This window comes from Georgenia sp. SYP-B2076 (genome assembly GCF_003991205.1).
Taxonomy (GTDB): Bacteria; Actinomycetota; Actinomycetes; order Actinomycetales; family Actinomycetaceae; genus Georgenia.
Genome location: NZ_RXOZ01000007.1, coordinates 49,989 through 74,829, shown reverse-complemented (window position 1 = coordinate 74,829; position 24,841 = coordinate 49,989). Strand labels below are relative to the sequence as shown.

At 72.9% G+C, this 24,841-nt stretch carries 22 protein-coding genes and 1 tRNA gene; 14 read left to right on the top strand and 9 right to left on the bottom strand.

Annotated features, from left to right (window positions below; translation table 11 throughout):
• Window positions 1-160: 160 nt before the first annotated feature.
• From EJK16_RS03930 to EJK16_RS03920, 3 genes are all read left to right on the top strand, one after another.
• Window positions 161-1,768: an alpha/beta hydrolase gene (locus EJK16_RS03930; RefSeq protein ID WP_164737189.1), complete on the top strand. Its 1,608-nt coding sequence runs from the start codon at window positions 161-163 to the stop codon at window positions 1,766-1,768.
• A 101-nt stretch (window positions 1,769-1,869) separates the two neighbouring features.
• A complete protein-coding gene (locus EJK16_RS03925) occupies window positions 1,870-3,426 on the top strand; it encodes an alpha/beta hydrolase (RefSeq protein ID WP_127126558.1) in 1,557 nt (518 codons plus the stop codon).
• A gap of 111 nt (window positions 3,427-3,537) precedes the next feature.
• A tRNA-Thr gene (locus tag EJK16_RS03920) sits at window positions 3,538-3,613 on the top strand.
• A gap of 221 nt (window positions 3,614-3,834) precedes the next feature.
• On the opposite strand, the gene EJK16_RS03915 is transcribed toward EJK16_RS03920, so the two are convergent.
• Entirely contained in the window at window positions 3,835-5,124 is a 1,290-nt protein-coding gene (locus EJK16_RS03915) for a hypothetical protein (RefSeq protein WP_127126556.1), read from the bottom strand.
• 1,064 nt (window positions 5,125-6,188) lie between these two features.
• On the opposite strand from EJK16_RS03915, the gene EJK16_RS03910 reads away from it, so the two are divergent.
• From EJK16_RS03910 to EJK16_RS03900, 3 genes are all read left to right on the top strand, one after another.
• Entirely contained in the window at window positions 6,189-6,368 is a 180-nt protein-coding gene (locus EJK16_RS03910; RefSeq protein WP_127126554.1) for a hypothetical protein, read from the top strand.
• A gap of 113 nt (window positions 6,369-6,481) precedes the next feature.
• Window positions 6,482-6,814: an Lsr2 family protein gene (locus tag EJK16_RS03905; protein WP_127126552.1), complete on the top strand. Its 333-nt coding sequence runs from the start codon at window positions 6,482-6,484 to the stop codon at window positions 6,812-6,814.
• Between the two features lie 250 nt (window positions 6,815-7,064).
• On the top strand, window positions 7,065-7,802 hold the full coding sequence (locus EJK16_RS03900) for a phosphoglyceromutase (protein ID WP_127126550.1): 738 nt from the start codon (window positions 7,065-7,067) through the stop codon (window positions 7,800-7,802).
• 84 nt (window positions 7,803-7,886) lie between these two features.
• Here EJK16_RS03900 and phoU read toward each other — a convergent pair whose 3' ends face one another.
• Entirely contained in the window at window positions 7,887-8,570 is a 684-nt protein-coding gene (phoU, locus tag EJK16_RS03895) for a phosphate signaling complex protein PhoU (protein ID WP_127126548.1), read from the bottom strand.
• Between the two features lie 156 nt (window positions 8,571-8,726).
• Between phoU and EJK16_RS03890 the strand changes: the two genes are divergently transcribed.
• Both EJK16_RS03890 and EJK16_RS03885 read left to right on the top strand, forming a co-directional pair.
• Complete coding sequence (locus EJK16_RS03890; RefSeq protein ID WP_205739584.1) at window positions 8,727-9,947, top strand: cell wall metabolism sensor histidine kinase WalK; 1,221 nt, start codon at window positions 8,727-8,729, stop codon at window positions 9,945-9,947.
• A complete protein-coding gene (locus EJK16_RS03885) occupies window positions 9,944-10,633 on the top strand; it encodes a response regulator transcription factor (protein WP_127126546.1) in 690 nt (229 codons plus the stop codon). The genes EJK16_RS03890 and EJK16_RS03885 overlap by 4 nt, the downstream gene beginning before the upstream one ends.
• A 42-nt stretch (window positions 10,634-10,675) precedes the next feature.
• On the opposite strand, the gene EJK16_RS03880 is transcribed toward EJK16_RS03885, so the two are convergent.
• Window positions 10,676-11,143, bottom strand: coding sequence for a hypothetical protein (locus EJK16_RS03880; RefSeq protein ID WP_127126544.1), 468 nt, complete (start codon window positions 11,141-11,143; stop codon window positions 10,676-10,678).
• 247 nt (window positions 11,144-11,390) lie between these two features.
• On the opposite strand from EJK16_RS03880, the gene EJK16_RS03875 reads away from it, so the two are divergent.
• The 3 genes from EJK16_RS03875 (at window position 11,391) to ispF (ending at window position 13,235) form a co-directional block, all read left to right on the top strand.
• Window positions 11,391-11,873, top strand: a complete 483-nt coding sequence (locus EJK16_RS03875; protein WP_127126542.1) for a CarD family transcriptional regulator — start codon at window positions 11,391-11,393, stop codon at window positions 11,871-11,873.
• Between the two features lie 54 nt (window positions 11,874-11,927).
• Entirely contained in the window at window positions 11,928-12,650 is a 723-nt protein-coding gene (ispD, locus tag EJK16_RS03870) for a 2-C-methyl-D-erythritol 4-phosphate cytidylyltransferase (RefSeq protein WP_240645757.1), read from the top strand.
• 87 nt (window positions 12,651-12,737) lie between these two features.
• Window positions 12,738-13,235, top strand: a complete 498-nt coding sequence (gene ispF / locus EJK16_RS03865; RefSeq protein ID WP_240645756.1) for a 2-C-methyl-D-erythritol 2,4-cyclodiphosphate synthase — start codon at window positions 12,738-12,740, stop codon at window positions 13,233-13,235.
• A 30-nt stretch (window positions 13,236-13,265) separates the two neighbouring features.
• Here the strand turns inward: ispF and EJK16_RS03860 are convergent, their stop codons facing one another.
• Window positions 13,266-14,654 (bottom strand): MFS transporter, encoded by a 1,389-nt coding sequence (locus EJK16_RS03860; protein ID WP_240645755.1) that lies wholly within the window; start codon window positions 14,652-14,654, stop codon window positions 13,266-13,268.
• Window positions 14,655-14,897: 243 nt separating this feature from the next.
• Window positions 14,898-15,401, bottom strand: coding sequence for a hypothetical protein (locus EJK16_RS03855; protein WP_127126533.1), 504 nt, complete (start codon window positions 15,399-15,401; stop codon window positions 14,898-14,900).
• A 284-nt stretch (window positions 15,402-15,685) separates the two neighbouring features.
• Between EJK16_RS03855 and cysS the strand changes: the two genes are divergently transcribed.
• Genes cysS through EJK16_RS03840 form a run of 3 tightly spaced genes read left to right on the top strand, consistent with a single transcriptional unit; the run spans window position 15,686 to window position 19,388 of the window.
• The gene (cysS, locus tag EJK16_RS03850; RefSeq protein ID WP_127126531.1) at window positions 15,686-17,134 is read left to right on the top strand and encodes a cysteine--tRNA ligase; all 1,449 of its coding nucleotides are present in this window, start codon (window positions 15,686-15,688) and stop codon (window positions 17,132-17,134) included.
• Window positions 17,134-18,174 carry a 23S rRNA (guanosine(2251)-2'-O)-methyltransferase RlmB gene (gene rlmB, locus EJK16_RS03845; protein ID WP_127126529.1) on the top strand — a complete coding sequence of 347 codons (1,041 nt, stop codon included), beginning with the start codon at window positions 17,134-17,136 and terminating at the stop codon, window positions 18,172-18,174. The genes cysS and rlmB overlap by 1 nt, the downstream gene beginning before the upstream one ends.
• Window positions 18,175-18,200: 26 nt before the next feature.
• Window positions 18,201-19,388: a hypothetical protein gene (locus EJK16_RS03840; protein ID WP_127126527.1), complete on the top strand. Its 1,188-nt coding sequence runs from the start codon at window positions 18,201-18,203 to the stop codon at window positions 19,386-19,388.
• Window positions 19,389-19,417: 29 nt separating this feature from the next.
• On the opposite strand, the gene EJK16_RS03835 is transcribed toward EJK16_RS03840, so the two are convergent.
• The 4 genes from EJK16_RS03835 to EJK16_RS03820 form a co-directional block, all read right to left on the bottom strand.
• Entirely contained in the window at window positions 19,418-20,662 is a 1,245-nt protein-coding gene (locus tag EJK16_RS03835; RefSeq protein ID WP_127126525.1) for a DUF4032 domain-containing protein, read from the bottom strand.
• Between the two features lie 221 nt (window positions 20,663-20,883).
• Window positions 20,884-22,011 (bottom strand): ABC transporter ATP-binding protein, encoded by a 1,128-nt coding sequence (locus EJK16_RS03830; protein ID WP_127126523.1) that lies wholly within the window; start codon window positions 22,009-22,011, stop codon window positions 20,884-20,886.
• Window positions 22,012-22,143: 132 nt separating this feature from the next.
• A complete protein-coding gene (gene otsB, locus EJK16_RS03825; protein ID WP_127126521.1) occupies window positions 22,144-23,085 on the bottom strand; it encodes a trehalose-phosphatase in 942 nt (313 codons plus the stop codon).
• Window positions 23,082-24,614: a trehalose-6-phosphate synthase gene (locus tag EJK16_RS03820; RefSeq protein WP_127126519.1), complete on the bottom strand. Its 1,533-nt coding sequence runs from the start codon at window positions 24,612-24,614 to the stop codon at window positions 23,082-23,084. The genes otsB and EJK16_RS03820 overlap by 4 nt, the downstream gene beginning before the upstream one ends.
• Window positions 24,615-24,841: the final 227 nt, after the last annotated feature.

The following is a 24,841-nucleotide window of genomic DNA, read 5'->3' as shown; positions in this document are numbered from 1 at the left end:
GGGGTGCTGTTCAGGGACATCACCCCGCTGCTCGCCGACGGCGACGCGTTCGGGTCCCTGGTGCGCGCCCGCCCGCGGGGCCGGCGCGGCGCGGACCGCCGGCGCGGCGCCCCCGATCGAGGGGATGCCCGGCCGTGAACACGCGTTTTACCCTGGGTGGGTGGCACGATGGCGCCCTCACGCGGCCGCTGTCCTCGGGATCCTCGCCCTCTTGCTCGGTGCCTGCACCACCGGGCCGGACGGCGACGCGGGCACCACTGGGCCGGCGGGGCCGTCGTCTGCGGCAGGCGCGCCGTCGCGTGCCGCGGAGGGCGGGCCGTCGCCCGGCGCGGACGGCGGGCCGTCACATCAGGGCCCCGCCGCGCCGGCGGACCCGGCGCTCGCCGCCTACTACGGGCAGGAGCTGCGCTGGAGGCCCTGCGACACCCAGGAGTGCGCCAACCTGATCGTGCCGGTCGACTACGCCCACCCCGACGGCCGCACGGCGAGGATCGCCGTCCGGCGCGCCGGAGCGACATCCCCCGTCCGGTCGACGTCCCCGGCCCGGGACGCCCTGGTGGTCAACCCCGGCGGCCCCGGCACATCGGGGGTCGAGATGGCCGCGCGGGCCGGGAGGTTCTTCAGCCGCGAGCTGCGCGCGCACTACGACATCGTCGGGTTCGACCCACGCGGCGTGGGTGACTCCAGCCCCGTCTGGTGCCCGTCACCGGCCAACCTCGGCGTGCCCGACCTCGACCTGACCACCGCGGCCGGCCGTGACACCGCCCTGACCAAGGCGGAGCACTTCGCGGACGCCTGCGCCGCGATGACCGGCCCGCTCCTCACCCACGTGGGCACCGCCGACGTCGCGCGCGACCTGGACGTCCTCCGGGCGGCCCTGGGCCAGGAGCGCCTGGACTTCTACGGCGCCTCCTACGGCACCTACCTCGGCGCCCTGTACGCGGAGGCCTTCCCGTCCCGCGTGGGCCGGATGGTCCTCGACGCGGTGGTGGACCCGGCGATGAGCATGGGCGACCTCACCCGCGCGCACGCCCGGGACTTCGAGGAGGTCCTGCGCGGCGTGGTCGGGCTCTGCCAGGCCGCCGCCGGCTGCCCCCTGACGGGCACCGTGGACGACGGCGTCGCGCAGGTGAACGCGATGGTCGCCGAGGCCAACCGCACCCCCGTGCCCACCGCGGACGGGCGCGGCCTGACCGGGCGGCAGGCCGTCCTCGCCGCCGCGAGCCTCGCGCAGGAGAACGACGGCATGCTCGAGCTTGTGCGCGGGCTCGACCAGATCCTCACCCACGACGACGGCACCGTGCTGCGCGCGCACCTCGACGGGCTCATGGTCCGGGGCACGCACGCGGAGACCATGCGCGCGGGCGTGTTCGGTGCGGTCCTCTGCGCGGACTTCCCCAGCGACGACGACCCGGACCGCCTCGCCGGCGAGGCCGCGGCGCTCACCGAGCTCTCGCCATCGTTCGGGCCGCTGCTGGTCTACGGCGAGGTTGGCTGCGCCCGCTGGCCGCGCGACGAAGCGGCCCGCCGGCACCCCGTCTCCGCCGCGGGCGCCGGACCGGTCCTGCTCGTGGCCGCCACCGGGGACAGGGTCACCCCGTACGCCTGGGCCCGCGCCCTCGACGACCAGCTCGCCAGCTCCCGCCTGCTCACGGTCGGGGGTGGTCGGCACGTGAGCTACCGGCCCGGCGCCCCCTGCGTGAGCGACGTCGTGGACGCCTACCTGCTCGACGGCGTCCTGCCGCCCGTCGGCGCCACCTGCCCCTAAGTCGGCGTTGCCGCCGCACTGGCACGTGGCGCCGCGCCCGCACGGGCGGCGGGCAGGGTCCGGGCGGCCGGGTGCGGCGGGCCGCCCGGTAGCGTGGTGACGTGCCCCGCTCTCGCCGTACGTCCGCCGTATCCGCCCTCGCCGCCCTCGCCGCCGGCGCGCTCCTCCTGGCCGGCTGCTCCGCCGGGACGGGCACGGACGGCCCCGCCACCCCCACCACGTCCGCCGGCCGCGAGACCCCGGGCGCCGTGCCCAGCGGCCTGGAGAAGTACTACGGGCAGGAGGTCGCGTGGGAGGGGTGCGGCGAGAAGGTCGAGTGCGCCGACGTCTCCGTCCCCCTCGACTACGACAACCCCGGTGCGAAAAGCATCACCATCGCCGTCAAGCGCCTGCTCAGCGCGGAGGACGGGGCCCGGGTGGGCAACCTCCTGGTGAACCCCGGGGGCCCCGGCAGTCCCGGGACCGACCTGGCCGACCCCGCGTTCGCCAACCAGAGGTTCAGCGAGGACCTGCGCGCCGCCTACGACATCGTCGGCTTCGACCCCCGCGGCGTCGGCGCCTCCGCGCCGATCGACTGCGTGAGCGACGCCGAGCTCGACCGGATCCGCGCCGCCGACTACGACACCGACACCGAGGAGGGGCTCGCCGCCTACGCAGCGGACACCGAGCTCATCGCCGAGGGGTGCGCCGCGAAGTCGGGGGACGAGCTGTCCGAGGTCGACACGGTCTCCGCCGCGAAGGACATGGACGTGCTGCGCGCCGTGCTCGGCGAGACGACTCTCGACTACCTCGGCTACTCCTACGGCACCTACCTCGGCGCCACCTACGCCGAGCAGTTCCCCAAGAACGTCGGCCACTTCGTCCTGGACGGGGCGATGGACCCCTCCCTCGACTCCCACGAGACGACCCTCGCCCAGGCCGTCGGCTTCGAGGACGCGCTGCGCGCCTACGTCGAGGACTGCCTCGCCGGGTCCCTGTGCCCGCTGAGCGGCACCGTGGACGACGGCGTCGGCCAGATCCGGACCCTGCTGCAGGTCACCGCGGACACACCGCTGCCGACGTCGGACGGCCGCGAGCTCACGGCCTCCCTCGCGTTCGCCGGGATCATCGCCCCCCTGTATGACAGCGCCAGCTGGGTGGTCCTGTCCCAGGCGCTCGACCAGGCCATGCACGACGGCGACGGCTCGACCCTCCTCTATCTCGCCGACCTCATGGCCGGCAGGAAGGCGGACGGGACCTACCCGACCAACACGACGGAGGCGAACTGGGCCATCAACTGCGCCGACTTCGGCGCCGAGGGGAACCTGGCGACCTGGAAGGCGGAGGCGAAGGAGCTCGAGAAGGCGTCGCCGACGTTCGGGTCCGCGCTGAGCTACAGCGAGATGCTCTGTGCCGACTGGCCCGGGGCGCCGACCGGCGAGCGCGCGCCGATCGCCGCCGCGGGCGCCCCGCCCATCATGGTCGTGGGCACCACCGGCGACCCCGCCACGCCCTACGAGTGGAGCCAGGCCCTGGCCGACCAGCTCGACAGCGGCTTCCTCGTCACCTACGAGGGTGAGGGGCACACCGCCTACGGCCGCTCCAACGCCTGCATCACGTCCGCGGTGGACCGGTTCCTCATCGACGGGGAGAAGCCCGTGGACGGGCTGACCTGCTGATCGCGGCGGACGTGCCGCACGTCACTGCCCCGGACCGCCTCCCGATTTTGTCCTGGGCGCCCGTGCCCGGGTAGGGTGGTCTGCGCTGCGTCCGACACGATCGGACGCCGCGCCGCCTTAGCTCAGTCGGCAGAGCGATTCACTCGTAATGAATAGGTCCGGGGTTCGATTCCCCGAGGCGGCTCCACCCGGGAGGCCCGGATTCCTACGGAATCCGGGCCTTTTCCTTGCCCGGCGACACCGACCGGAGGGTTCCGAGACACTCATCAGGGCGCCCGTCCGGCTGCGGGTACGGGAGGCGCACCGACTGTTGGCCGGGGACCACGACGGCCCCCGCGCTGCCTGGGGCAGCACGGGGGCCGTCGTCGAGGGGGGCCGTCCGCGGCGACGAGCGCCGCGGGCCGCCACTCAGCCCTTCGTGGTGAACGTCCCGGTGGCGAGGACCGTGCGGTCCTTGCCCTGCTCGACCTGGTAGTAGTACTCGGTGCCGGGGGTCAGGGCGCGCCGGATCTCCAGCTTCACGCCCTCGCCCGTGCGACCGGTGTACTTGTACCAGCCGCCGTGGCCCGTGATGGGCTTCTTGGAGACGCGGAACACGAGGCGGCCGGAGCCCTTGGGGGTGTCGATCGTCAGCTTCGCGCCCCTCTTGGTGACGGTCACGGCGTGCTCCGCGGCGGGCTGCTCGGCGGGCGCGGTCACGGGCGGGGCCGGGGCCGGCGTGGCGGGCTGGGCCGGGGTTGCGGGCGTGGTCGGCGCCGGGGTCGCGGGCGCGCCGCCCTTGGGAGCGCTCGATCCGGTGGTCGGCTCGGCGCCACCGTCCGACGGTGCCGGGGCGGGCGCCGGCGCCGGCGCCGGCGCGGGGGCCGGTGCCGGGGCGGTGGTGCCGCCGGTCGTCGGGCCGCCGTCGTGCGCGTCGAGCTGCTGGCCGACGACGGTGCCGAACGTGCCGGAGAGGTTGTGGTCCACGCCGGCCGGGGACTCCAGCGAGGTGGTGAAGCCCTGGCCCTGGTACCAGGACGAGCCGCTCTGGGCGTCCCGGAGGGCGTTGTAGCTGCCGTTGTCGTTCTGGCCGGTGTACCAGTGCATGGGGAAGTCGGCGGTGAGCCCGGCGTCGGCGGTCGTGGCGGCCACGCGGGGGGAGCCGCCGCCCCCGAAGACGACGGATCCGCCGCCGTCGATCATGCTGGAGTGCTTGGGCATGAAGTACTGGGTGATGAACTGGCTGCCGCCCGAGTACCCGACGAGCCACACGCGCTCTTTGTCGATGTTGTACTGGCTGTAGAGCTGGTTGAGGAGGTCGCTGACGAAGGTGGCGTTCTTCGCCCCGTCCTCCCACCACGTGATCGAGCCGGCCTTGTCGGGGGAGAGGACCGGCACGGTGATCATCCCGTGCTCGCGGGCCTGGGCGACGATGCCGTCGGACCCGCCGAGGGAGTAGGACGACGACGGGTTCTGGAACTCGTACGCGCCGTCGCCGTGGAACTGAAGCATGATCCCGACCGGCTTGTCGGTGGCGATGCCCTCCGCGTATACGTGGTACTTCGAGGAGAGGCCGTTGGAGGCGGTGAAGCTCTGGAAGGTGCGATCTGTGAACGCGCCGCCCGCACCTCCCGTCGAGGCGATCGAGGGGCTCGCCGTGAGGGCGACGGAGGCGGCGACGGAGGTGGCGGCGAGCATGCCGAGGGCACGTCTGAACAAGAGAAAACTCCAGGGAGGGCATCAGTGGTGCGCCTCGTCAGGGGCGCCACCACTTGGTAACGAAGAGGTAACGGCAGGACAATAGCCCGGCGGTATCGTCCGGATCGAATCGGTCGGATGTGACATGAATCACCTCCGCGATGCCGTGATCCGTACCTTCGCGGGTCCGTCGGCACATCGGTGCAGGTCCGCTCGGTGGCGCTCGTCCGGGCGGGCGGAATGTGCCCGGTTTGGGCCGCCGGGTGCGGTCGGCGTGGGCGGGTCTGAATCGGACGGTGCCTGCCCGTCTCGCAGTTTGGGGACGGCGTCGGCCGGTCCCAGGCTGGTTCGGCCGGGGGTCGCGGGGCGTCGGTGCCAGATGCCCTGCGAAGACGTGTGGCGCTCTCGTGGCGTTGCTCCCACCGAGGTGCCCGGGGCGGTCAATGTCTGGAAGGGGCTTCGGCCAATGTGGTGGCCTCAAGGCGCCGGTCGGGGTTTTGCGCCGGGCGTTGACGCAGTGACGCCTGCGATATCGGAACGGTGGCTGCGCCGTTCGGGAAGCTCACAGGTTGCTGCGTTATAGGGTCCCCGTGTGCACGGCTGGAATGGACGTCGGTTTGAACGAGGTTCCGTCTGATATCTGTGACATGAGCAACAATGTTCCGGACACGGGGTATTGCTTATGGCGCGGGGTGGTGTGCGGGTAGGTTCTCGTCCGGACGCGCGACGCGCCCGAGCCGAGGGCCGCCGTCGGGAAACTGACGTCGGTCGGGCTAATTGCCGCGTGGGTCTATTGTTCGCGCGACATCACCCTCAGGCGTTGTTCCTGCAGGCGCGCGCCCAGCCGGGGGTCGTCGTGCGGGCCGGGTACGCTCGGCGGGTGGTCGACGGGTGCGGTCTGCCGCGATCCCAGCCGTCAGGCGCGAGTGAGCGCGCGCGCCAGGCGGGCGGCGGACCAGCTGTGCGGCTGCGGTACGCCCCGGTCGGCCCCGCGGGCGGCGGCGCCCACCTCTTCAACGATCCCGAGCGTCTCGGCGGTATTGCTCGCCGGGCCGGGGGCCACGGTGTGGACGTACACTCTCGGGGTGGACTACGTCGTGGCGCTCCTGCCTTCCATCGGCACGGGATTTCTCTTCTATGTGGTGATCCGCGCCCTCGTGAACGCCGACCGTAATGAGCGGAACGCCATCAAGCGGCTCGAGGAGGAGACGGCGGCTAACAACGCCTCCCCCGCGAGCGGCACGTTGATCCCGCCGTCGTCGTAAACGTGACAATTCTTCTCGCGGCAAATAGGCTTCGCGATGACGATGATGACATCGCGCGCCGGGGGCCTCGCTCCCGGGGATAGCCCGGAATGATGAGAAGAAAGGTCACCACCATGGCGCAGAAGGTGCAAGTCACCCTCGTGGACGACATCGACGGTTCCACCGCGGACGAGACCGTTACCTTTGCCCTCGACGGCATTTCCTACGAGATTGACCTCTCCGACGGGCACGCCAAGGCGCTGCGCGAGTCGTTCGCGGAGTGGGTCGGGCACGCACGGCGTGCGGGTGGACGCCGGACCCCGGCGCGGCGCGGCGCGGCGCGACCCGCGACGTCCGCCTCGGACGCCGGCAAGATCCGCGAGTGGGCACGGGAGAACGGTTTCGAGGTCTCCGAGCGCGGCCGGATCTCCGCCGAGATCCGTGAGGCGTACGAGAAGGCCAACTGACCGCTTTCCTCACGACGGGCTTCGACGGCCGGCTCCCCACGTGGGGAGCCGGCCGTCGCCGTGAGAGCCCTCGTGCTGCCACGCCCCTGGGTGGGAGGGGTGTCAGTACTTGACCGGTCGGCCACGGGTGGGCGTCGGCCAGGCGGGATGTCGGTACTTGACCTGTCGGGCCCGGGGGGCCGGGGGGCGGGGGCGGGTCTCGGGCCGGATGTCCTGGGCGGGTGCGGGCACAGGTGGAACAATGGTCGCCATGACCTACACGCTGGTACTGCTCCGCCACGGCGAGAGCGAGTGGAACGCCAAGAACCTGTTCACCGGCTGGGTGGACGTGCCGCTGTCCGAGAAGGGGACGGAGGAGGCCAGGCGCGGCGGGCATCTGCTCGCGGACGCCGGCATCCTCCCGGACATCCTGCACACCTCCCTCCTGCGCCGGGCCATCATGACCGCCAACCTCACCCTCGACGTGGCGGAGCGGCACTGGATCCCCGTCAAGCGCAGCTGGCGCCTGAACGAGCGCCACTACGGCGCCCTCCAGGGCAAGAACAAGAAGGAGATCCGCGACGAGTACGGGGAGGAGCAGTTCATGCAGTGGCGCCGCTCCTACGACGTGCCGCCGCCCGAGATCGAGCTCGGCTCGAAGTTCTCCCAGGACGCCGACCCGCGGTACGCCGGGGAGCCGATCCCGCGCACCGAGTGCCTCAAGGACGTCCTCGAGCGCGCCCTGCCCTACTGGGACGCCGAGATCGTGCCGGACCTGAGGGCCGGCAAGACCGTGCTGGTGGCCGCGCACGGCAACTCCCTGCGCGCGATCATCAAGCACCTCGACGGCGTCTCCGACGAGGCCATCGCGGGGCTGAACGTGCCCACCGGCATCCCGCTGCTCTACGAGCTCGACGAGAACCTCAAGCCCACCCTCCCCGGCGGCAAGTACCTCGACCCGGCCGCGGCCGCGGCGGCCATCGCGGCCGTCGCCAACCAGGGCAAGTAGCCACCCGAACGCACCGGCAAGCGCCGGACAGCAAGAAGGCCCTCGCAGCGCGCTGCGAGGGCCTTCTTGCTGTCCGCGGGTCGGTCAGTCGACGGGCGCGTCCTGCTGCTCCGGGCTGACGACGGCCTTGCTGGCGTCCCCGGTGACGAGGTAGGAGACGCGGCGCGCCACCGAGACGCCGTGGTCGCCGAAGCGCTCCAGGTAGCGGCCCAGCAGCACCGCGTCCACGAGCTGCTGACGCGTCATCGGCTCCGACTCGTCCAGGATCACGGTGAACGACCGGCGGTGGAGCTCGTCGAGGACGTCGTCGTCGTGCTCGATCGCGGCTGCGAGGGAGAGGTCGCGGCTCTCGAGGAGCTGGACCACCTGCTTGCCGACCTTGGTCGCCTGGACACCCATCTCCGTGAGGACGTCCCGCATCTGCCCCGTCGTCGCCAGCTCGGGGTAACGCCCGCGGGCCACGTACGCCACGTGCCGGGCGAGGTCGCCCATGCGCTCGATGGTGGAGGACAGGCGCAGGCCGGAGACGACGATCCGCAGGTCGGTGGCGACCGGCTGCTGGCGCGCCAGGAGCGAGATGCCGTGGTCGTCCAGGCGGCGCTGGATCTCGTCGATGCGCTGGTCGGCATCGATGACCTGCTCCGCGAGGGTGAGGTCGGCGGTGCGCAGCGCCGTCGTGGCATCGTCGATGGCCGTGGCCATGTGCTGTGCCATGCGCAGCAGATCCTCGCCCACCTGCAGCATCTCTTGCTTGAATATCTCTCGCACCGTGGCTCCCTACCTCAGCTGCACCCCTGTGGGCATATCTACTCCTAAAGTAGTCAAGCGCGGACACATGTACGAGCGGTGGCGCGCCGGTGAACGGCCGGTGACCTGTGCGGGTGGCCTTCGGTGAACTCGCCGCCCGGGGCCTACGCTCTGGGCGTGGACATCTGGCAGCTCGTGGGCGTCGCGCTGCTCGGGCTGTTCGTGGGGGCCGCGGGCGGGTTCGCCTTCCGGTTCAGCGAGCGTGAGCGGCGCAGGACCGGCACCCATCTTGCGGCGACGGAGATGGAGGACGACGTCGTCTCCGTCCTGACCGTGCTGCCCGAGGCCGTGGTGGTGCTCGAGCCCGACGACGACGTCATGCGGGCGAGCGCCTCCGCCTACAGCTTCGGGCTGGTGCGCCACGACGCCCTCGCCCACGCCGAGCTTCGCGAGATGGTGGCGGCGCTGCGCCGCGACGGCGCGATCCGCGACGCCGAGGTGACGCTCACGCGAGGGCCGGTCGAGGGCGCGGGGACGCTGCGCATGCAGGTCCGCGTCGCGCCCCTCAAGGCCGGGCGCGTGCTCCTGCTCGCCGAGGACCGCACCGCCACGCGCCGGCTGGAGGAGATGCGCCGCGACTTCGTCGCCAACGTCTCCCACGAGCTCAAGACCCCGGTCGGCGCCCTGTCCCTGCTGGCCGAGACCGTGGCGGACTGCGCGGACGAGCCCGACACCGTGCGCCACTTCGCCGGGCGGATGGGCAAGGAGTCCCGCCGGCTGGCCACCCTGGTCCAGGAGATCATCGAGCTGTCCCGGCTCCAGGAGCCCGACGCCCTGGTGGACTCCGCCCTCGTGGCCGTCGACGACGTCGTCGCCGAGGCCGTGGACCGGGTCCGGGTGGAGGCCCAGTCCCGCAACGTCACGCTCGTCCTCGGCGGCGCGAAGGGGCTGCGCGTCTACGGCGACCAGGGGCTGCTGACCACCGCCGTGCGCAACCTGCTCGACAACGCCATCCGGTACGCCCCGCCCACCAGCCGCGTGTCGGTGGGCGTCTCGCGCGCCGACGCCCTGGTGCGGATCGCCGTCGTCGACCAGGGCCCCGGCATCCCGGAGGGCCAGCGTGAGCGCATCTTCGAGCGGTTCTACCGGCTGGACGAGGCGCGCTCGCGCGAGACGGGCGGCAGCGGCCTGGGCCTGAGCATCGTCAAGCACATCGCCAACGACCACGGCGGGCGCGTGGAGCTGTGGTCCACGCGGGGCAAGGGCTCCACGTTCACCCTGGTGCTGCCCGAGGCGTACGGCCCGGTCGCCGAGGCGGAGAGCAACGGCGGCGGCCGCGCCGAGCAGACCGTGGCCGCGCGGCCCGGTGACCTGAAGATGGAGGAGAAGCACCGATGACGACGATCCTGCTGGTGGAGGACGAGGAGTCCTACCGCGAGCCCCTCACGTTCAAGCTGGAACGGGACGGGTACGACGTCGTCGCGGTCGCCGACGGGCCGGCCGCCATCGCCGCGTACGACCGAGGCGGGGTGGACCTCGTGCTGCTCGACCTCATGCTGCCCGGGCTCTCGGGCACCGAGGTGTGCCGCCAGCTGCGGCAGCGCGGCTCGGTGCCGATCATCATGCTGACCGCCAAGGACAGCGAGATCGACAAGGTCGTCGGCCTCGAGCTCGGCGCGGACGACTACGTCACGAAGCCGTACTCCTACCGCGAGCTCGTCGCCCGGGTGCACGCGGTGCTGCGCCGCGGCGGCGGGGACGGCGACGGCGAGCCGGCGGTGCTCGCGGCGGGCCGCGTGCGCATGGACGTCGACCGCCACGAGCTGCAGGTCGACGGCGAGCCGGTGGCGATGCCGCTGCGGGAGTTCGACCTGCTTGAGCTATTCCTGCGCAACCCGGACCGCGTGCTCACCCGCGGCCAGCTCATCGACCGCATCTGGGGCGCCAACTACGTGGGCGACACCAAGACGCTCGACGTCCACGTCAAGCGTGTGCGCGCCAAGATCGAGGAGGACCCGGCCCGCCCCGCCATGCTGCAGACCGTGCGGGGGCTCGGCTACAAGCTCGTCACGCCGTCCGTGTAGGAACCGTCGGGCGTCCGAGTAGGAGCCGTCGGGCGGGCCAGGTCAGCGGCTCGCGAGGTACTCGTCGTAGGGCGGGATGGTGCCGTCGAGCACGGGCACCGGCACGCTGACCGAGCCCGCGCCGCTGGTGGAGATGCTCCCCGGCAGCACGGCGCCCGCCGGCACGTCGACGCTCTCGAGGGCCGTGCCCTCGTCGGTGAGGTTGACCGTGCCCTCGGCGGGGAGCCGGAAGGGGATCGAGCCGCCGTTCTCGCCGAGCGTGAGGGTGACCTGCACGGGCTCGGTGGTGTGGTTGACGATCGAGCCGAGCACGTGCCCGGTCTCGCCCTCTCCCTCCGTCAGGATCAGGAGGTTCTCCACCGTGACGCCGCCGAGCTCCGCGCGGACCCCGTCGCTGGCGGCGTAGGCGCCCTGGGTGGTGATGGGGTTCGCGACCGAGCACCCGGCCAGCACGAGCGAGGCGCCCAGGGCGGCAGCGGCGATCAGCGAGCGGCGGGTGGTGCGAGCCACGAAAAGTCTCCTTCATCGGTGTCGGGGGAGGAGCCCGGCACAGCGCTCTCCCAGGCCGAGGCTACCGGAGCGCACCGCCCGGGCCGGCCCACGGCGGGCCGTGTCTGCCCCGTCGTGGCGCCGCAAATGCCCTCCGGGCGCGGACCCTGTGCCGGGAGGGCGGCTGTCTGGTTGCTCACGAGCCGCAGAATTCAGCCATTTTGGCATGTTAGAATGGGTGTCCTCACGACCTAGGGAGCACCGGAAAATGACCTTCGCAGTCGGCGAGACCGTCGTCTACCCGCACCACGGAGCCGCGCTCATCGAGGACATCTCGAAGCGCACGATCCGCGGGGAAGAGAAGCTCTACCTGCACCTGCGCGTCGCCCAGGGAGACCTGACGATCCAGGTCCCCGCCGAGAACGTCGACCTCGTGGGTGTCCGCGACGTCGTCGGCAAGGAAGGCCTGGAGAAGGTCTTCGAGGTGCTGCGTGCACCGTTCACCGAGGAGCCCACCAACTGGTCCCGCCGCTACAAGGCGAACGTGGAGAAGATCGCTTCCGGTGACGTGATCCGCGTGGCCGAGGTCGTGCGTGACCTCTCCCGCCGCGACTCCGACAAGGGACTCTCCGCCGGCGAGAAGCGCATGCTCTCCAAGGCCCGCCAGATCCTCGTCTCCGAGCTCGCCCTGGCGGAGAAGACCGAGGAGGTCAAGGCCGAGGCCCTGCTCGACGAGGTCCTCGCCTCCTGACGTGCCGGTCCTGACCACCGCGTCCCCGGCCGCCGCGCGGTGACGACGGCCGCCGTGCTCACGGCAGCCGGCTCCGGTTCCAGGCTCGGCCACGCCGTCCCCAAGGCGCTCGTCGAGCTCGCCGGCGTCCCGCTCGTGGTCCGCGCCGCCCAGGGCCTCGCGCTGGCCCGCTGCCTCAGCGCCGTCGTCGTGACCGTCCCGCCCCTCGAGGTCGGGGGGTTCCAGGCGCTCTTCGCGGGCGGCCTGGTGCCCGGGAGCGACCTGCCGGCCACCGTCGTGGCCGGTGGCGCCACCCGGCAGGCCTCCGTCGCCGCCGGCATCGCGGCCCTGGCGGACGACGTCGACGTCGTCCTCGTCCACGACGCCGCCCGGTGCCTGACGCCGCCCGGCCTGGTCCGCGCGGTGGAGGCCGCCGTCCGCGGCGGGCACCGCGCGGTCGTCCCGGCCCTGGCGGTGACGGACACCGTCAAGGAGGTCGGCGAGCCCGACGCGAGCGGCGCCCGGCCCGTGCGCGCGACCCTCGAACGCACGCGCCTGCGGGCCGTGCAGACGCCGCAGGGGTTCGACCGCGCGCTGCTCGCGGCCGCCCACGCCGCCGGCGCCGCGCTGGCCGCGGACGAGTCCGTGGCCGCCTCGGACGACGCCGGGCTCGTCGAGGCCCTCGGCGAGCCGGTCTGGGTGGTCCCGGGCGACGAGCGCGCCATGAAGATCACCACCCCCCGCGACCTGGCCCTGGCGCACATCCTGGTGGAGGACATACCCCCCCTCCTCCCGTGACCGGTCAAGTCCTCGCAGCGGAGGGTGCCGCTCCGCGATGCGAAGGGTCCCGGAATGCAGGGGCGGCGCACCGCTACCGTGAGCGTCATGCAGCTGCCGCGCACCGGGATCGGGACGGACGTCCATGCCTTCGCACCCGAGGGCTCAGGGCGCCCCATGCGCCTGGCCTGCCTCACCTGGCCCGGCGTGACGGGGCTGGAGGGGCACTCCGACGCCGACGTCGCCGCCCACGCCGCCTGTGACGCCCTGTTCTCCGCCGCCGGGCTGGGGGACCTCGGGACGCAGTTCGGCACGTCGGACCCCCGCTGGGCGGGCGCGTCGGGCGCCAGCATGCTGGCCGAGACGGCCCGCCGCGTCCGGGAGGCGGGCTACGAGATCGGCAACGTCGCCGTCCAGGTTATCGGGATCCGGCCCAAGATCGGCCCCCGGCGGGCCGAGGCGGAGGAGGCCATGAGCGAGGCGCTCGACGCCCCGGTGAGCCTGAGCGCCACCACCACCGACTCGCTCGGCTTCACGGGCCGGGGCGAGGGGGTGGCCGCCGTGGCGACCGCGCTCGTGGCGCGGGCGCCCCTCGAGGCGGCCTGAGTAGACGGCGGGCGGCGCGTCAGTGCCGCCTCACCGACCGCGTCTCGGCGCGCGCGTCCCCGCGTGCGGGCGGACCGGCAGCAGCAGCGCCAGCCCCAGGGCGAGCACGAGGACGATGCCGAGGATGCCCCAGTACTGCACCTCGTCGGTGGTGGCGGCGCCGGTCGCCGCGGCACCGAGCGTGAGGAAGACCGAGAACGCGGCCGGGGCGAGGAAGCTGACGGCGCGGCCGGTGGTGGCGTAGAGACCGAAGACCTCGCCCTCCTTGCCGGCCGGGATGAGGCGGGCCAGGAAGGTCCGCGACGCGGACTGCGCGGGCCCGACGAAGATGCACAGCACGAGGCCGAGGACCCAGAACGCCTTCTGGCCGGCGTCGTGGAAGACGAAGACGGCGGTCCCCGCGAGGACCATGGCCGCCAGCGCGAGCACGATGACGCGCTTGGGCCCGATGCGGTCGTCGAGGGCGCCGAAGAGGATCGTCGCGACCCCGGCCACGAGGTTGGCGGCGACGCCGAAGATGATGACCTGGCCGGCGCTGAACCCGAACGTGCCCGCGGCGATCACCCCGCCGAAGGTGAAGACCCCGGCCAGGCCGTCGCGGAAGACGGCGCTGGCGAGCAGGAAGAAGACGGTGTTCCGGTCGGCGCGCCACAGGTCCGCGATGGAGCGGAACAGCAGCCGGTAGGAGGCCACCAGCCCGGTGCGCGTCGTCGCCGAGCGGGGGGCCTTCTTGTCCCGGACGGTGAGGATGACGGGCAGCGAGAACAGCAGCGTCCACGCCGCGCAGATGAGCATCGTCACGCGCACGTCCAGGCCGTCCGCGCCCGTGATGCCGAACAGCCCCACCTCCGGCTTGATGAGGCCGAAGTAGACGATGAGCAGCAGCACGATGCCGCCGATGTAGCCCAGCCCCCAGCCGAGCCCGGACACCCGCCCGACCGTGGCCGGGGTCGAGATCTGGTTGAGCATGGCGTTGTAGTTGACCGAGGCGAGCTCGAAGAAGATGTTGCCGGCCGCCAGCAGCAGCATGCCCAGCCACAGGAAGTCCGGCGACGGCGCGACGAAGAACATGCCCGCCGACGCGGCCACCACCAGGAGGGTGTTCACGGTCAGCCAGAAGGTGCGCCGCCCCGAGCGGTCGGCGCTCTGGCCGGACACGGGCGCGAAGATCGCGACGAGCATCCCGGCGCCGGCGAGCACCCACCCCAGCGTCGCGCTGGCGCCCGGCCCGAAGGCGTCCGAGGTGAGGTAGACGGTGAAGACGAACGTCGTGATGACGGCGTTGAAGGCGGCCGATCCCCAGTCCCACAGGCCCCACGCGTAGACGGGCCAGCCGAACCGGCCGCGGCCCGCGGCGGGCGACCCGTCCGGGGAGGGGGCGTCGGATGCGCCGAGCGACGGCGTGCTGAGGTTCTTCACGAGCGCACGGTAGCGCCGTCGGGCGGCGGCGCGGTGAACATCCGTTGCGGGGGGAGGGTGCGGCGCCGGCCTGACCACGTCCGCCCGCATGTGACCGATCCCGTGGGTGCGCGCCTGACGGCGGTCGTGCCGACCCACGCCCGGGAACGCGAACGCCGCCCGCGCATCTCCATGCGTGGGCGGCGTCCGGGCCCGCGGACGGCATTCTTCGCCGTCCTGGACAGGATCTAAGTCAGGTTCGCGTCAGCGGTTGCGGGCAGCGTCGCGGTCGTCGTGCACGACGTCCTCGTCGTCGCCCTCGATCTCCTTGGCGAACAGGTAGGAGCCGATGGCCCAGATCAGCGCGCCGATGAGGCCGACATAGACCCCGATGTCGGACGACAGGTCGTCACCGCGCTCGAGCCCACCCATCGGGTTGAGCGCGAAGGCGAGGCACTGGATCGTGGCGGCGATCCCGACCGCCATCGAGACCAGGGTGAGGCCGCGGTGCTGGCCGCGGCGGGCCCTCTTGCCGGCGTAGATCAGGGCGGCGAGGAGCCCCAGGCCGAGGTAGGCGATGAAGGGCACGAGGGAGTCGGTCTCATAGCCGGTCCTCGGGTCCGCGCCGCCCCCGGGGTTCACCCAGTTCAGGAACGGCGAGATGTTGAACACCACGATGCCGGCGGCGGCCGTGGCGAGCCCTGTGGTCTTGGCGCGACGAGGGGCGTACTGTCCGCGGCCCGTTGTGGGCGTGTGGGGGGCAGTCATCGATGGATCTCCAGTCGTGAAGCGTTGTCCGTACCGCATCGCGACAATCGTGAAGCGGTTCTGAACAAGAGTTGCACCGCTTTCGTGGGCGCGCGCGCTGAACGCGCTCCCGCCCGGAGGGCAGCACGTGGCGCCGCCGGTGCGGTGACCGGTTCGCGATGCGCCGCCGCGGCGTCCCGGACGTGCCCGAAGTCTCACCCGGTGGGGGACCGTTCGGTCAGGAGATGACCGCTCACCATCCTGGGGAGGGGAGGCATGACACCGGTCGCCGGTAGCCTAAAGGGGTGACCCTGCGACTCTACGACTCCGCGACCAGGTCGGTGCGCGCCCTTGACCCCCTCCAACCGGGCAAGGTCGGCATCTACCTGTGCGGGGCGACCGTCCAGGGAGCCCCCCACGTGGGCCACATGCGCGCCGCGATCGCGTTCGACGTGCTGGTGCGCTGGCTGCGCCGCTCGGGCGACGAGGTGACCCTCATCCGCAACGTCACGGACATCGACGACAAGATCCTCGCGAAGTCCGCCGACGCCGACCGGCCCTGGTGGGCCTGGGCCTACCGCTTCGAGCAGGAGTTCACGGACGCCTACGACGCGCTGGGGGTGGGGCGGCCCACCTACGAGCCGCGCGCCACCGGTCACGTCACCGAGATGGTCGAGCTCATGGAGCGCCTCGTCGAGCGCGGGCACGCCTACGTCGGCAACGCGGGCAACGTGTACTTCGACGTGCGCTCGCTGCCCGAGTACGGCTCGCTGACCCGCCAGTCGCTGGAGAACATGTCCGTCGGCGACGACGAGGCCGACGTCGAGCCGGACAAGCGCGACCCGCGCGACTTCGCCCTGTGGAAGGCCACCAAGCCCGGCGAGCCGGAGACCGCGAGCTGGCCCACCCCGTTCGGGCGCGGCCGGCCGGGCTGGCACCTCGAGTGCTCGACCATGGCGAAGCGGTACCTCGGGGAGACCTTCGACATCCATGGCGGCGGCATCGACCTGCGCTTCCCGCACCACGAGAACGAGCAGGCCCAGTCCCACGCCGCCGGCTACGGCTTCGCGCGGCACTGGATGCACAACGCCTGGGTGACCGTGGGCGGGGAGAAGATGAGCAAGTCGCTCGGCAACTCCCTGATCGTGGCCAACGTCCTGGAGCACACCAGCGCCCCGGTGCTGCGCTACGCACTCGGCACGGTGCACTACCGCTCCACGGTGGAGTTCTCCGACGTCACCGTCGCCGAGGCCGCCGGCTCCTGGGAGCGGTTCTCGAACTTCGTCGCCCGCGCCGTCGAGACGGTGGGGGAGGTCCCGGCCGAGGAGGTCGCCGAGCAGGGCCCGGCCGAGCTGCCGGCCGCCTTCGTCGAGGCGTTGGACGACGACCTGAACATCTCGGCCGGGCTCGCCGTCATCCACGAGCAGCTCCGGGCGGGCAACACGGCCCTCGCCGAGCACGACGACGTCGCCGCCCGCGCCGCCCAGCTCCAGGTCCGGGCCATGCTCGACGTCCTCGGGCTCGACCCGCTCGCCGAGCCCTGGCGCGCCGGCTCGCGGCTCGCGGGCGCCGACGGCGCCCCGCACGCGGCGCTCGACACCCTCGTCTCCGCCGTGCTCTCGGAGCGGGTCGAGGCGCGCAAGAACAAGGAATGGGCGCGGGCCGACGCGCTGCGCGACCAGCTGGCCGACGCCGGCATCGTGGTCGAAGACTCTGCCGGCGGCGCACGCTGGCAACTGAAGGGGAAGAACTGATGGCTGGTAACTCACAACGACGCGGAGCCGTGCGCAAGCCCGGGTCGAAGAAGGGCCAGACCGTCGGCTCCGGCGGGCAGCGCCGCAAGAAGCTCGAGGGGCGCGGGCCCACGCCCAAGGCCGCCGAGCGGCCCTATCACGTCGCGGCCAAGCGCAAGGCCCACGCAGAGCGGGACGAGGCCAAGACCGGGCGCACACCCGGCCGCGCCCCCGCCGCCCGCGGCGCGCGCGAGGCCGCCCAGGCCGGCGCGACGGCCGAGCGGGTCCGCGCGGCCCTCGGCATCCCCGGCGACCACGAGATCATCACCGGGCGCAACCCCGTCACCGAGGCGGTCCGGGCCGGCGTCCCGCTGAGCAAGGTCTTCCTCGCCGGCAACATGGCCTCCGACGAGCGGGTCGCCGAGGTGCTCCGCACCGCCACCGCGCTCGGGACGCCCCTGCTCGAGGTCACCCGGACGGACCTGGACCGGCTCACCGACGGCGCCGTGCACCAGGGCGTGGCCATCGAGGTGCCCGCGTACGCCTACCGGGACGTCTCCGACCTGCTCGCCCGCGCGGAGCGCGCCAACCACCCGCCGCTGATCGTCGCCCTCGACGGCGTGACCGACCCGCACAACCTCGGCGCGGTCCTGCGCAGCGCCGGGGCCTTCGGCGCGGACGGCCTGCTGCTGCCCGAGCGGCGCTCGGCCGGCGTCAACGCCACCGCCTGGAAGGTCTCCGCCGGCGCGGCCGCCCGCGTGCCCGTCGCGCGGGCCACGAACCTCGTGCGCGCCCTCAAGGAGCTCAAAGAGGCGGGCTGCTTCGTCGTCGGGCTCGACGGCGAGGGCCCCGTCGCCGTCGGCGACCTGGAGCTGGCGTCCGAGCCGCTCGTGGTCGTCACCGGCTCCGAGGGCAAGGGCCTGAGCCGGCTCGTGCGCGAGACCTGCGACGTCGTCGCGTCCATCCCCATTGCCGCGTCGGTGGAGTCGCTCAACGCCTCCGTCGCCACCGGCATCGCCCTGTACGAGGTCTCCCGGCGCCGCGCCCAGCCCGCCGTATGACCCCGCGCCCGAAGGAGTCGTCAGCCGTGACCGCCGAGAGCTGGACCCGCACCGACGGGGTGATGGTCGCGGCCGCGATCGACCCGGCCGCCGTGGCCGAGCACCTGAGCGCGGCCCGGGTGGTCGCGCGCCTGGAGTGGTACCCCGCGACCAGTCACTTCCTGTCGGTGGCGGTGCTGGCCGACGCCGACGGCCACGTCGCCGTCACCCGCGGCGACGACGTCGTCCCGGGCCCGACCCTGGCGACGATGGCCGCCGACCTGGACCGGGCGTTCGACGCCGACGTGCTCGTGGACGGCGTGCCACCCGAGGACCGGCGCGGCGCCCACCGCGCGCCCGGGGATACGGCCGGCGGTGACGGTGCTGCCGTCGGGACCGAGCCGGCGACGGCGGACCCGCTCCCCACGGTCACCGACGACATCCACGACGCCCGCACCGTGGTGCTCACCCCGATGCACGCGCACCAGGCGCCGCTGCACGCCACGCTCCTCGAGCGGGCCGTGACGGTGCTCGAGCACCCCGTGGGCGAGGAGACCCGGCGCCTCCTGGTGACCGCCGGGCCCGGCCGGGACCTCGGCGTGCTGGGCTGGGACGCCGACGCCTACCCCGTCCTGCGCCTGCAGGTCGACGAGGACGACCGCAGCGCCCTGCTCCTGCCGGCGCCGGAGGACTCCGAGACCGACGAGGTCGAGGGCGCGGTGGTGCACAGCTGGGCCATGCGCAGCCGGTTCGTCTACGGCGCCGCGGGCCCCAGCGCGGGCTCGCCCCCGGTCGGGCCGCGGACCGGGATCGCCTCCGGCGACGCGATGCGTGAGCTGACCCACCGGCTCCTCGGCGACGCCGACGACGTGGCCGCGTTCGTCGCCGCCGTGCCGGGCGCGGACCCCGACGCCGTCGCCGCGGCGCTCGCCATGACCGGGCCCTCCGGCCTGGCGGCCTTCGTCGCGGCCCTGGGGCTGCCGGCCGAGGTCACCGATATCCTCGAGGGGCACATCACCCCGGACGAGCTGCCCGGCTCTGTGACCCACCCGGCGCAGCGGCTCGGCCGCGCCGCCGCCAGCTCGGCCCGCCTCGCCCTCGAGCAGCACGGGCCCGCCATGCCGGTGCTCGAGGGGCCGACGTCGCGGTGGGTCGCGCGCGGCGCGCTCGCCGGGCTGGGCGCCGTCGCCGCCGGCATTGCCGTTGCCGCGCTGGTGCGCCGCGGACGGCGGTAGGACGCGGCAGCGTCGCGTCGCGCGCGGGCTTAGAAGTCGTTCGGGTCGTCCGCGATGCCGCCGTGGTGGAGGAAGGCCCGCTCGTCGGGCCGGTGGCGCAGGACGTTCTCCGTGTAGGAGTGGACCGCCTCGGCCATGGGCACGTCCCGCTGCTGCTGCTGAGAGATGAACCACCGGTGCTCGAGCACCTCGTGGAAGATCTCCGCGGGCTCCAGCTTGCGACGCAGCTCGCGTGGCACCGCGCGCACGGTGGGCTCGAACACCTCGGCCAGCCAGTCGTGCGCCACCATGGTGAGGTCGTCGTTCTGCCGGTCGTGCACCGCCCGGTAGGAGTCGAGGTCGTTCAGCATGCGGCGCGCCTGGTTCTCCTGCACGTCGAGCCCGGTCAGCCGCATCATCTGGCGGTGAAAGTGCCCGGCGTCGACGACCTTGGGCTGGATGCTCACCGTGGTGCCCTCGATGTCGGTGGTGATGGTCAGCTCGCCGACGTCGTAGCCCAGGGCGTTGAGCCGGTTGATCCGCTCGGTCACGCGCCAGCGCTCGCCGGCCTCGAAGGACTCCTCGCGGGTGAGCTCCGCCCACAGGGACTCGTAGCGCTCGACGATCTGGTTGCCCACCTCGATGACGTCCACGTCCTCGTCGAGCACCTCGCCGGCCTGCAGGTCCATGAGCTCGCCGATGATGTTCGTGCGCGCGAGGTCGACGTCGTAGGCGCGCTGGCCCCGGGTGAGGTCGGGGTGGAGCTCCCCGGTCTCGGCGTCCACGAGGTAGGCCGCGAACGCGCCGGCGTCGCGCCGGAACAGGGTGTTGGAGAGTGACACGTCGCCCCAGTAGAACCCCGTCAGGTGCAGGCGCACGAGGAGCACGGCGAGGGCGTCGATGAGCCGGTCCGCCGTCTCCGGGCGCATGTACTGGCTGAAGAGGGCGCGGTAGGGCAGGGAGTACTGCAGGTGCTCGGTGATCAGCGCCGAGTTCAGCGGCTCGCCGTCGGGGGCCGAGCGGCCGGTGATGACGGCGAGGGGTTCGACGGCGGGGGTCTCCAGCCGGTTCAGGGCCCGCAGCTGGTCGTACTCGTGGTGGGCGACCTTCTCGCCGATCTCCTTGACCGCGATGACGCGGCCGGAGAGCTTGACGAAGCGGACCACGTGCCGGGACAGGCCGCGCGGCAGGGCGGCGAGGACGTCGGCGGGCCACTCCTCCAGCGGCACCTCCCAGGGCAGGTCGAGCAGCGCCGGGTCCACCCTCGCGGCGGTGATCTGCAGCTGCTGGGCCATGGGGTGATTCTCCCAGGTCGGACGTGCGGGGACGACGATCGGCGGCCGGCGGGGGTGTGAGGTGCGTCCGGGTCCCGGCGCCGACGTCGAGACCCCGCACCGCGGGCTTGGCCGGCGGGACAGCGGGGCGGGCGGCGGCGGGCCCGGCCGTGCGCTCCGGAGGAGAAACCTCGGCGTAGGGCTGAGGAATCTCCTCCGGAGGACATCCGGGAGGGACGCGGCTACTGCGGCAGGCGCTCGCCCGTCGCGGAGGAGAACACGTGCTGCTCGCCCTGGCGGATGCGCACGTGGATGAGGTCGCCCTTCATCGGCACGTCACGCGGGTCGATGCGCACGATGACCTGGCTCGAGTCCTCGCCCGAGCCGAGGTGCTCGGACAGCTCGCGGGAGCCGTGCAGCTCGCCGTAGACGAAGGCGTCGGAGCCGAGCTCCTCCACCAGGTTCACCGAGACGGGGATGGTGCCCGGCTCGGGGACGGCGACCCGGTCGAGGGACTCGGGACGGAACCCGACGATGACCTTCCCGTCGTCGGCGGCGGTGAGCGCGCTGATCGTCGAGCGGCTCAGCGGCACCCGGGCCTCGCCCAGCACGGCCTCGCCCTCGGCGACCTTGAAGTCGCCGAGGTTCATCGCGGGGGAGCCGATGAACCCGGCGACGAACACGTTCGCCGGGGTGTCGTACATCTCCCGGGGCGTGCCGACCTGCTGCAGGACGCCGTCCTTGAGCACCGCGATGCGGTCGCCCATGGTCAGCGCCTCGGTCTGGTCGTGGGTGACGTAGACCGTGGTGACGCCGAGGCGGCGCTGGAGCGAGGCGATCTGGGTGCGGGTCTGCACGCGTAGCTTGGCGTCGAGGTTGGACAGCGGCTCGTCCATGAGGAACACGCGCGGCTGGCGCACGATCGCGCGGCCCATGGCCACGCGCTGGCGCTGCCCGCCGGAGAGGGCCTTCGGCTTGCGCTGGAGGTACTCCGTCAGGTCGAGGATCTTGGCGGCCTCCTTGACCCGGGTCTCGATCTCGGCCTTGGGGGTGCCGGCGATCTTCAGGGCGAAGCCCATGTTGTCGGCGACGGACATGTGCGGGTACAGCGCGTAGTTCTGGAAGACCATGGCGATGTCACGGTCCTTGGGCTGGACGTCGGTGACGTCGCGGTCCCCGATGAAGATCCGCCCCGAGTTGACGTCCTCCAGCCCGGCGAGCATCCGCAGCGAGGTGGACTTCCCGCAGCCGGACGGCCCGACGAGGACGAGGAACTCGCCGTCGGCGATCTCCAGGTCGAGGGCGTCCACCGCGGGGCGCTCGCCGCCGGGGTAGACGCGGGTGGCTTTGTCGAAGGTGACAGAGGCCATGGTGATACACACTCCTTCACCGGCAGGTACGTGCCGGACGATCCGTTGTGAAGGTGCCAGGTCGTGTCCGCTCTGACACAGCGCACCCGCGAAAATTCACGACCGCGTTGGGCTCATAGTGTCACAGCAGGGTTACGGGCGCGTGTCCGTGGCGTGGCCGCGAAGCTCGACGAGGCGCAGCAGGACCGCGGAGAACTCGTCGGGATCGGTGACCCGGTAGGCCGCGCCGGTCTCGCCGTCGCCGACCTTGATGCTCACGTCGCCCTCGCCGAGCACCGCGAACGCGTCCTCGTCGGTGGTGTCGTCCCCCGCGTACAGGACGGCATCGGCGCCGACGGCGTCGCGCAGGCGGACCAGGGCGTCGCCCTTGGTCACGTCGAGGACGGCCATCTCGACGACCTCCTTGCCCACGATCGTCGTGACGCCGGGCCGGGCGGCCGGCCCGTCCACCGCCGCCCGGGTGAGGCGGGCGGCGTCGTCCCGGGCCGCCTGGCGGGTGTGGAGGACGACGGCGGCCGGCTTGGCCTGCACCCACGCGCCCTCGGCGCCGGCCACCAGCGCCTCGGTCTCGCGCAGCAGCTCCGCGCGCAGCGCCGCCTGCTCCGCCGTCAGCCCGACGGGCTCGGCCTCCAGGACCGTCTCGCCGGTGGGCGAGGTGACCGTGCGGCCGAACTGGGCGCCGTGGCTGCCGATGACGCGGGTCCCCGGCGGGACCTCGGCGAGGCGGATCAGGTCGGTGGCCTCGCGGCCGGAGACGAGGACGACGTCGACGCCGTCCAGCGGGGCGAGCTCGGCCAGCGCGGCGGCCGACGCCGGCAGCACCCGCGAGTCCTTCGGGTCCAGGACGAGCGGGGCGAGGACGCCGTCGAAGTCGAGGGCCACCAGCAGGCGCGGCGCCCGGGTGAGGTCGCGGAGCGCGCGGTCGAGGCCCTCCTCGAGGTGGGCGGTGAACAGCGGCGCACCCACGCCGGGGCCGGGGACGCCGGCGTCGGGACCGGCCGCGTCCGGCTCGCCGGCCGCGCCGCGCGGCCCGACGAGCTGGTCGTGGGCGCCGGGGTCCGGTGTCGTCGTCATGAGCGGGCCGCGCTCTCGGTGCTGTCGGTGGCCGCCGGGGCGGCAGGTTCGCCGTCGGGACCACCCGGGGCGGCGCCGTCCGCGCCCCCGGCCAGGTCCGCGGCGGGTGCGACGCTGGGCGCGGACATCGCGAGGTAGCCGAGGAAGTCGTCGGCCCAGCGCTGGACGTCGTGCTCGAGGACCCGGCGGCGCATGCTCCGCATGCGGCGGCGCCCCTCCTTGGCGTCCATGCCGATGGCGCGCATGATCGTGGCTTTCGTGCCGTCGATGTCGTGGGGGTTGATCAGCAGCGCCTGCGTGAGCTCGTCGGCCGCGCCGGTGAACTCGCTGAGCACGAGGGCGCCGCCGAGGTCGCTGCGGGCGGCGACGTACTCCTTGGCCACGAGGTTCATGCCGTCGCGCAGCGAGGTCACGAGCATGATGTCGGCGGCCCGGTACATGGCCGCCATCTCCTCGACGGGGTAGGAGTGGTGCATGTAGTGCACCGCTGCCCGCCCGAGGGTGCCGAAGTCGCCGTTGATGCGGCCGACGGTGACCTCGACCTCGTCGCGCAGCGTCTGGTACTGCTCGACGCGCTCACGCGACGGGCTGGCCACCTGCACCATCGAGGCCTCCGGCACGCGGAGCTGGCCGTCCTCGAGGAGCTCGCCGAAGGCCTTGAGCCGGTGGCGGATGCCCTTGGTGTAGTCGAGCCGGTCCACGCCCAGGAGCAGGACGTCGGGGCTGCCGACCTCCTTGCGGATCTCCTTGGCCCGGGCGAGCACCGCCGGGGTGCGGGCCAGCTCGTCGAAGGCGGCCGCGTCGATGGAGATCGGGAAGGCCTGCGCGCGGACCTGCCGGTCCGGCCGCGACCAGCGGCCCGGGATCGTCGCCTGCGGCCCCCGCACCTGGAAGTCGGTCAGGCGCCGGGTGGCGCGCAGGAAGTTCGAGGCGTCCCCGGGGCGCTGGAACCCCACGAGGTCCGCGCCGAGGAGGCCGTCGAGGACCTGCCGGCGCCAGGGGAGCTGGCTGAAGATCTCCACGGGCGGGAAGGGGATGTGGTTGAAGAAGCCGATCCGCACGTCCGGGCGCAACAGCCGCAGCACGGACGGGACGAGCTGGAGCTGGTAGTCGTGCACCCACACGGTGCCGCCCGGGGCGACGGCCTCTGCGGCCGCCGCGGCGAAGCGGCGATTCACCGAGACGTACGAGTTCCACCACGTGCGGTGGAACTCCGGCTCGACGATGACGTCGTGGTACAGCGGCCAGAGTGTGCCGTTGGAGAAGCCTTCGTAGTAGTCGGCGATCTCCTGCTCGCTCAGCGGCACCGGCCACAGGCGCATGCCGTCGCCATCGAACGGCTCGTGCTCGAAGCCGGCGGTGCCGGACCAGCCGACCCACGCGCCGGCGTTCTTCTGCATGATCGGGGCCAGCGCGGTGACGAGGCCGCCGGGGGAGCGCTCCCAGGTCAGAGAGCCGTCTGGTTGGACGGTGATATCGACGGGAAGACGGTTGGCCACGACGACGAAGTCATGCGCTCCGGCAGGCATGGGGGGATCAGCTCCTAGGTTGCAGCGGTCAGCGGCCACGCTACCGGCGGCCCGGCCCGCGCGCCCGGTGGTGTGGCGCCGCTCACGCGATGGGCGGGCGGGGGTGCGGTGACGATGGAGGGACGGCGGGTGGACGGCGGGTGGACGGCTGTCGGCGCTACCTGGCCGGAGCGCACCGGCTGGCCGCCGTAATCGCGAGGTCGAACCTTTGCGTCGAGGTCGAACAG

Bases quoted from the DNA above. Each gene is read 5' to 3' on its own strand.
- EJK16_RS03905 (WP_127126552.1), top strand. From the start codon at position 6,482: ATGGCGCAGAAGGTGCAAGTCACCCTCGTGGACGACATCGACGGTTCC.
- EJK16_RS03900 (WP_127126550.1), top strand. From the start codon at position 7,065: ATGACCTACACGCTGGTACTGCTCCGCCACGGCGAGAGCGAGTGGAAC.
- EJK16_RS03885 (WP_127126546.1), top strand. From the start codon at position 9,944: ATGACGACGATCCTGCTGGTGGAGGACGAGGAGTCCTACCGCGAGCCC.
- EJK16_RS03875 (WP_127126542.1), top strand. From the start codon at position 11,391: ATGACCTTCGCAGTCGGCGAGACCGTCGTCTACCCGCACCACGGAGCC.
- ispF (WP_240645756.1), top strand. From the start codon at position 12,738: ATGCAGCTGCCGCGCACCGGGATCGGGACGGACGTCCATGCCTTCGCA.
- EJK16_RS03855 (WP_127126533.1), bottom strand. From the start codon at position 15,401: ATGACTGCCCCCCACACGCCCACAACGGGCCGCGGACAGTACGCCCCT.
- rlmB (WP_127126529.1), top strand. From the start codon at position 17,134: ATGGCTGGTAACTCACAACGACGCGGAGCCGTGCGCAAGCCCGGGTCG.
- EJK16_RS03835 (WP_127126525.1), bottom strand. From the start codon at position 20,662: ATGGCCCAGCAGCTGCAGATCACCGCCGCGAGGGTGGACCCGGCGCTG.
- EJK16_RS03830 (WP_127126523.1), bottom strand. From the start codon at position 22,011: ATGGCCTCTGTCACCTTCGACAAAGCCACCCGCGTCTACCCCGGCGGC.
- otsB (WP_127126521.1), bottom strand. From the start codon at position 23,085: ATGACGACGACACCGGACCCCGGCGCCCACGACCAGCTCGTCGGGCCG.
- EJK16_RS03820 (WP_127126519.1), bottom strand. From the start codon at position 24,614: ATGCCTGCCGGAGCGCATGACTTCGTCGTCGTGGCCAACCGTCTTCCC.